This window comes from Kribbella sp. CWNU-51 (genome assembly GCF_054073265.1).
Genome location: NZ_JBSXMZ010000049.1, coordinates 1 through 5588 on the forward strand (window position 1 = coordinate 1; position 5588 = coordinate 5588).

The 5588-nt window shown below is 66.1% G+C and carries 6 protein-coding genes; 3 read left to right on the forward strand and 3 right to left on the reverse strand.

All coding sequences use genetic code 11. The annotated features are described in order from the left end of the window. Positions 1-189: 189 nt before the first annotated feature. Entirely contained in the window at positions 190-1659 is a 1470-nt protein-coding gene (locus ACXC9Q_RS36925) for an SDR family oxidoreductase (RefSeq protein WP_457061289.1), read from the forward strand. Between the two features lie 71 nt (positions 1660-1730). Here the strand turns inward: ACXC9Q_RS36925 and ACXC9Q_RS36930 are convergent, their stop codons facing one another. From ACXC9Q_RS36930 to ACXC9Q_RS36940, 3 genes are all read right to left on the reverse strand, one after another. Further along, on the reverse strand, positions 1731-1892 hold the full coding sequence (locus ACXC9Q_RS36930; protein WP_457061290.1) for a hypothetical protein: 162 nt from the start codon (positions 1890-1892) through the stop codon (positions 1731-1733). Positions 1893-2353: 461 nt separating this feature from the next. After that, positions 2354-2527, reverse strand: coding sequence for a CsbD family protein (locus ACXC9Q_RS36935; protein ID WP_457061291.1), 174 nt, complete (start codon positions 2525-2527; stop codon positions 2354-2356). Positions 2528-2691: 164 nt separating this feature from the next. Beyond that, positions 2692-3939 (reverse strand): serine/threonine-protein kinase, encoded by a 1248-nt coding sequence (locus ACXC9Q_RS36940; protein ID WP_457061292.1) that lies wholly within the window; start codon positions 3937-3939, stop codon positions 2692-2694. 303 nt (positions 3940-4242) lie between these two features. Here ACXC9Q_RS36940 and ACXC9Q_RS36945 point away from each other — a divergent pair, with 303 nt between their 5' ends. Both ACXC9Q_RS36945 and ACXC9Q_RS36950 read left to right on the forward strand, forming a co-directional pair. After that, on the forward strand, positions 4243-4608 hold the full coding sequence (locus ACXC9Q_RS36945; RefSeq protein WP_457061293.1) for a PRC-barrel domain-containing protein: 366 nt from the start codon (positions 4243-4245) through the stop codon (positions 4606-4608). Between the two features lie 559 nt (positions 4609-5167). Continuing rightward, complete coding sequence (locus ACXC9Q_RS36950; protein WP_457061294.1) at positions 5168-5368, forward strand: putative quinol monooxygenase; 201 nt, start codon at positions 5168-5170, stop codon at positions 5366-5368. The last annotated feature ends 220 nt before the right edge of the window (positions 5369-5588 follow it).

Sequence of the window (5588 nt, forward strand, 5' to 3'; positions counted from 1 at the left end):
CTCGCAACAAGGACTTACCGAAATGGCACCCTTCCGTACCACCACTGAAACTAGCCGCCCGGTACCCGCCACCAAAACCCCCCAACCAACCAACCAACTGGCCCAGCTGCACAGGTCTGTCAACGCCTAGCCCAGCAGTCGCCCGTGCCTCGACCGCATTTGCTCGGCGCACTCCGGGCACCGGGAGTCATGAACCAGCGTCTTGCTCTCGTCACCGGAGTCACGGGCTACATCGGTGGCCGCCTCGTGCCGGAACTGCTCGAGGCCGGCTTCCGGGTCCGCGCGATGGCACGGAACCCGGACCGGCTCCGAGATCGGGCCTGGTACGACGAAGTCGACGTCGTCGAAGCGGATGCCGCGGACGCACGCCAACTGCGGGGAGCGATGGACGGCGTTGACATCGCCTATTACCTGATCCACTCCCTCGGTACCGGCCGGCGGTTCGCGGCGCGCGACCGGCACAATGCGTTGACGTTCGGGACGGCCGCCAGGGAGGCCGGCGTCACCCGCATCGTCTACCTCGGTGGCCTCTACCCCGAAGGCGAGGAACTCTCGCCGCATCTGGCATCCCGGCGCGAGGTCGGCGAGATCCTGCTGGCATCCGGCGTGCCGGTCACCGTGCTGCGCGCGGCCGTGATTCTCGGCTCCGGCTCGGCGTCGTTCGAGATGCTGCGGCACCTGACCGACCGCCTGCCGGTGATGGTCACCCCACGCTGGCTCAGCACACGGATCCAGCCGATCGCCGTACGCGACGTCCTGCGCTATCTGGTCGGCAGCGCGTCGATGCCGGCCGACGTGAGCCGCGGATTCGACGTCGGCGGTCCTGATGTCCTCACCTATCGCGACATGATGCAGCGCTACGCGAAGGTTGCCCACCTCAACCAACGGCGCATCGTCCTGCTGCCGCTGCTCACGCCGTCGCTGTCGAGTCACTGGATCGGTCTGGTCACCCCGGTGCCGAGCAGCATCGCCAGACCGCTGGTCGACAGCCTGGTCCACGAGGTCGTCTGCAAGGAGCACGACATCGCGAAGTACGTGCCCGATCCGGAATCCGGACTGATCGGTTTCGATCGGGCGGTGGAACTCGCGCTCAAGCGGGTCCGCGAGCTGGACGTGACAACCACCTGGGCGTCCGCGTCAATGCCCGGCGCACCGAGCGATCCGCTGCCGAGTGACCCGGACTGGTCCGGCGGTTCCTTGTACGTCGACGAGCGCGAAAGCGTCGTACGTGCGAGCCGCGACCAGCTGTGGAGGGTGATCGAGGGCATCGGCGGGGGAAACGGCTGGTACTCCTGGCGCCTCGGCTGGTGGGCCCGGGGCCTGCTGGACCGGTTGTTCGGTGGTCCAGGTCTGCGCCGCGGCCGGCGCAATCCACGTGACCTGTCCGTGGGCGATCCGCTCGACTGGTGGCGCGTCGAAGAGATCGAAGATCACAAGCTCCTCCGGCTCCGCGCCGAGATGCGGCTCCCCGGCCTGGCCTGGCTCGAACTCGTGGTCGACCACGACGACGCGGGCAACACCGTCTTCCGCCAACGGGCGCTGTTCCATCCACACGGGTTGCCCGGGCACCTGTACTGGTGGGCGATCAAGCCGTTCCACGGCCTCGTCTTCGGCGGTATGCAACGCAACATCGCCTCCGCCGCGACGGACGCGCTCTGATGGATCTGAGCTCTTTGGTGCAGAAGTCGATGAATCTGGCTCGTGTCCCGCGCCGGCGTTGCGCTCGGCCCCTATTCTCGCGGAAGTTGCTCGTTGGGATCTTCGTCGGGGTCGGGCTCCGGAATCGGCTGCTCCAGCGGGCTGTCGTCTCCCGGCCGGGTGACGACATCGGGATTGTCCGGATCGCCTCCCGGCACCACCGGCGGAACAGGGGGAACAGGAGTGGTGCTCATCGCAGTACCTCCTCATACGGTGATCCAGTTGCCCGCCGGTACCCTCCGGCCCGCGCACCCAATCGTCACAGTCACGCGGACGGTGGGTTGCCGGCAATGTGACCGCGTTGGCCGCGCCAAGACAGGCTACCCATGCATCGATAGGACGCCTCGCACCGTGCGGGAAAGCAGCAGCAAATAGGCACCGAGGCCGCTCCATTCCGCGGCGCCGCGTCAGCCCACAGCCGCATGCTGTGCGCCCGCGCCTTAGAAGTCCTCAGGCGCTAGTCCCAGAATGACACCGCAAGCTCCGCGACGCGCACAAAGACCTGATCGACACTCGCGGGTGCCTCGCCAGAACTGAGTACGTTGCGCGCTGCGGGGCACCTGGCGTACAGGGACGGCGCTGAGGTCGAGGTCATGCCGTCCCAGGTCCCCGGTGTTGAGACGACAGCACCAGGGACCGACCACTACTCAAGGCGTCAATCCTTGAAGGCGTCCTTCACCTTTTCGCCGGCCTGCTTGAGGTTCGCCTTGGTCTGGTCTGCCTCACCTTCAGCTTGCAGGTCGCGATCGTCCGTCGCGTCGCCGGCCTTCTCCTTCACCTTGCCCTTGGCCTCTTCGGCCGTGTTCTTGAGTTTGTCGTCCGTACCCATTGGTCTCTCCTCTTCTGGTTTCGACGTACAGGCCCCCAGAGTGCCCCTCGCCACGCCAGCCCATGCACGCCCTACGGATCCTGCTCAATCCCGTGTCGACCGGGTCGGCACCAGTGAGGACAACTGCACCAGGCCTGAGGCACCGATCGCAGCTCGGTCGGCCGCTAAGGTTTGGGTTTCTTCGGCTTCAACGGGCCACGCGTCTCGTGTTTCGCCGGACCGTGCGGGCCGGCATGCGTCTGTTGCTGTGGCGATGATGTCTTCGGTGAGAGTGACGATGATGTCCCCGGTTTGGCAGGACTGGGTTGGGGCGCCACGTAGGGCTTGGACGTCGTTGTGCGGGTAACCGTTCGGACGGCCGTTGGAGCGGGTGTCTTCGTCGTACTCGGGGCGGGCGGTGCGGTGCGTTCGGCTTCCGACGGGTTGAGGTCAGAGTCGGTCGGGAGCTGTGCATCTGTCGCTCCAGAGAGGACGCCAACGGTTGCAGACACCGCGAGAGCGGCGGCCGCGGCGACCCCGATGAACACCGACCTCGGGGCTTTCCGACGTACGGGCAGAACCACGGTTGTCGCCATGTCGGTTTCGGGGCCTATGACGGTGGACGGCCAGACGCCGGTCGCGATCTCACCTGCGGTCGGTCGTTGGCCGGGGTCTTTCGTGAGCATCCAGAGAGTCAGCGCCTCGAGCTCACTGGGCAATTCCGCCCGAAGCTCCGTCGGTGGTGTCGGTTTGCGCTGAACGTGCTGAAACATGACCGACGCAGGACTCTCGGAGACGAATGGCGGACGACCGGTGAGCAGCTGGTACAGCACACAGCCGAGGGCGTAGACATCGGACGCCGGCTCCGCGGGCTTTCCCAACACACGCTCCGGCGAGAGAAAGTGGCTCGTGCCGACAATGTGGCCAGCCGAGGTCATCGTCGTTGTGGCGTCGTCGAGGAACCGAACGATGCCGAAGTCGGCGACCTTCACAAATCCGTCGCTGGTCAACAGAAGGTTGTCGGGCTTGATGTCCCGGTGGACGATGCCCTCAGCGTGCGCGGCTGCCAACCCGGCGGCAGCCTGCCTGACCATATGCTCAGCCCGGTCCGACGGAAGCGGACCGAGCCGCCTGAGCTCCTCGCCCACCGTTCGGCCTAGAACAAGTTCCATTGCAAGGTAATAGGCCGCGCCATACTGACCGAAGTCATAGGCTGCCACGACGTGTGGATGGCGTAGCCGGGCGCTGGCTCGCGCTTCGCGTACGAAGCGCTCCCTTGCGGCAAGCGTCTCAGGGATGGGCAGCATGACCTTGACAGCCACCTCGCGGCCCAGAACCACATCAGTCGCCCGGTACACCTCTCCCATCCCGCCGCGCCCGAGGACGCCGACAACCCTGTACCGGGCCGCGATCAGTTCCCCAACTCGCCTCACCGCTGTTCGGTACCCTCAGGCAAACGAAGAGAACGTCCGAGTCACCTGGCTGCCGCGGCCCAAACGTCGGATCGCTGATGCACCGAAATTATGTTGATGTCGGCCAGGTCGGTCGCAGAGTCGGTGGCTTACTGCGTACTCAGATCGCCTAGGCAGAACCGCGGTGTCTTGCTTGATTGCGCGGGTGGTGGGTACCGGGCTCGCACCATGCTCGAGACACCGGGTGCCGGTCTCGGGCTGGCGCACGCGTGTCACGGGTTCCCTGCTGGGCGAACTGCCCACTGGTACGAAAGGCGAACCGCCATGTCGATGAATGCATTCGACCCGTGGAACTACCGAACGACGGCCGGCTACACCGAGGGCACCGACCTGACCGGGTACAAGATCGCCGCCGTTGACGGCGATATCGGCAAGGTCGACGAAGCCACTGGCCAGACCGGCACCTCCGGCTTGGTGGTCGACACCGGACCGTGGATCTTCGGGCGCAAGGTGCTGCTGCCTGCCGGTGTGGTCGAGCGGGTCGACCATGACGACGAGAAGGTCTATGTCGACCGGACCAAGGATCAGATCAAGGACGCCCCCGAGTACGACCCAGACGCCGGGGTCAACGACGATTACCGGACCCGCCTCGGCGGCTACTACGACGACACCTACCGCTCCGGCATGTAGCCACCCCTGACCCGAGCGTTCGGCGGCTGGCGCGCCGCAGATACGGTCCGCGCCACCACCGGCCCGCGGCCGCCGAACGCACGGACCGCCCCCGATCACCCCGCAGCAGTTGTCCGGAGCAACGGTCATAGACAGCGAGCGATCGTTTCGCGGCGGGCACGCTCTCAGACGACCAGAAACCTCGGTGCTGCTTCGCATACAAGTCATGTCGTCAGCCACAGGCATTCGACATCACTTGCGCTCCCGCTCAGTCACACGGTGTGCCCGGCCGCCGCAACCGCAGCGGGCCAGCGAGACCGTGCCAACGAGTGATCGGCGTCTTATGGGGAACCGGACGGGCAGGTGGTTGAAACACCCGCGGGGTCCATCAGCTGCCAAGGTCGCGCGCGTTGAAGGACCAGCGCGCGACCGCCCCAATTGTCTCCGAGGCGCCACTCCATCGGTAGTCGAGGTCCCGGCTGGGGTGACGCTTCGCTGTGGGGCGAAGAGACGTCGGGCTCGCGTCGCATTCTCAGCCTCGCCCGATGAGGAGGTCCCGTGACCGGCGCTGCTCCCGCAGTTGATCGAGGCCGCACGGAGTGAACCGGGCAACATCTCGTTCGTCGCCTACCGTCAGTTGGATGACGATCGCTCTTACGTACTGCTGGAGCGCTACACGTCGCCGGAGGCATTCGCGGCGCATCGGGAGACCGACCACTTCAAGGAGCTCGTGCTCGGGCAGATCGTTCCATGGCTCGACGACCGGGTCCTCGAGCTATAGCCCATCTAGGAGGGCTGAGGTGTAGTCGCGGGTACCGGGACCTCACCGCACCATCTCTGAGGAGTTCCATGCCCCCGAAGCCCAAAGCTTCCCGTGCACCTCGCCGATCCAGCGCAGCGCCGGCCGCACCCGCACAGCAGCCCGAGGAGCACCCGGTTGAAGCGGCCGAGGGCCGGCTGCAGACCAGTTCGCTGCTCACCACCGCACAAGGCGTCCGACT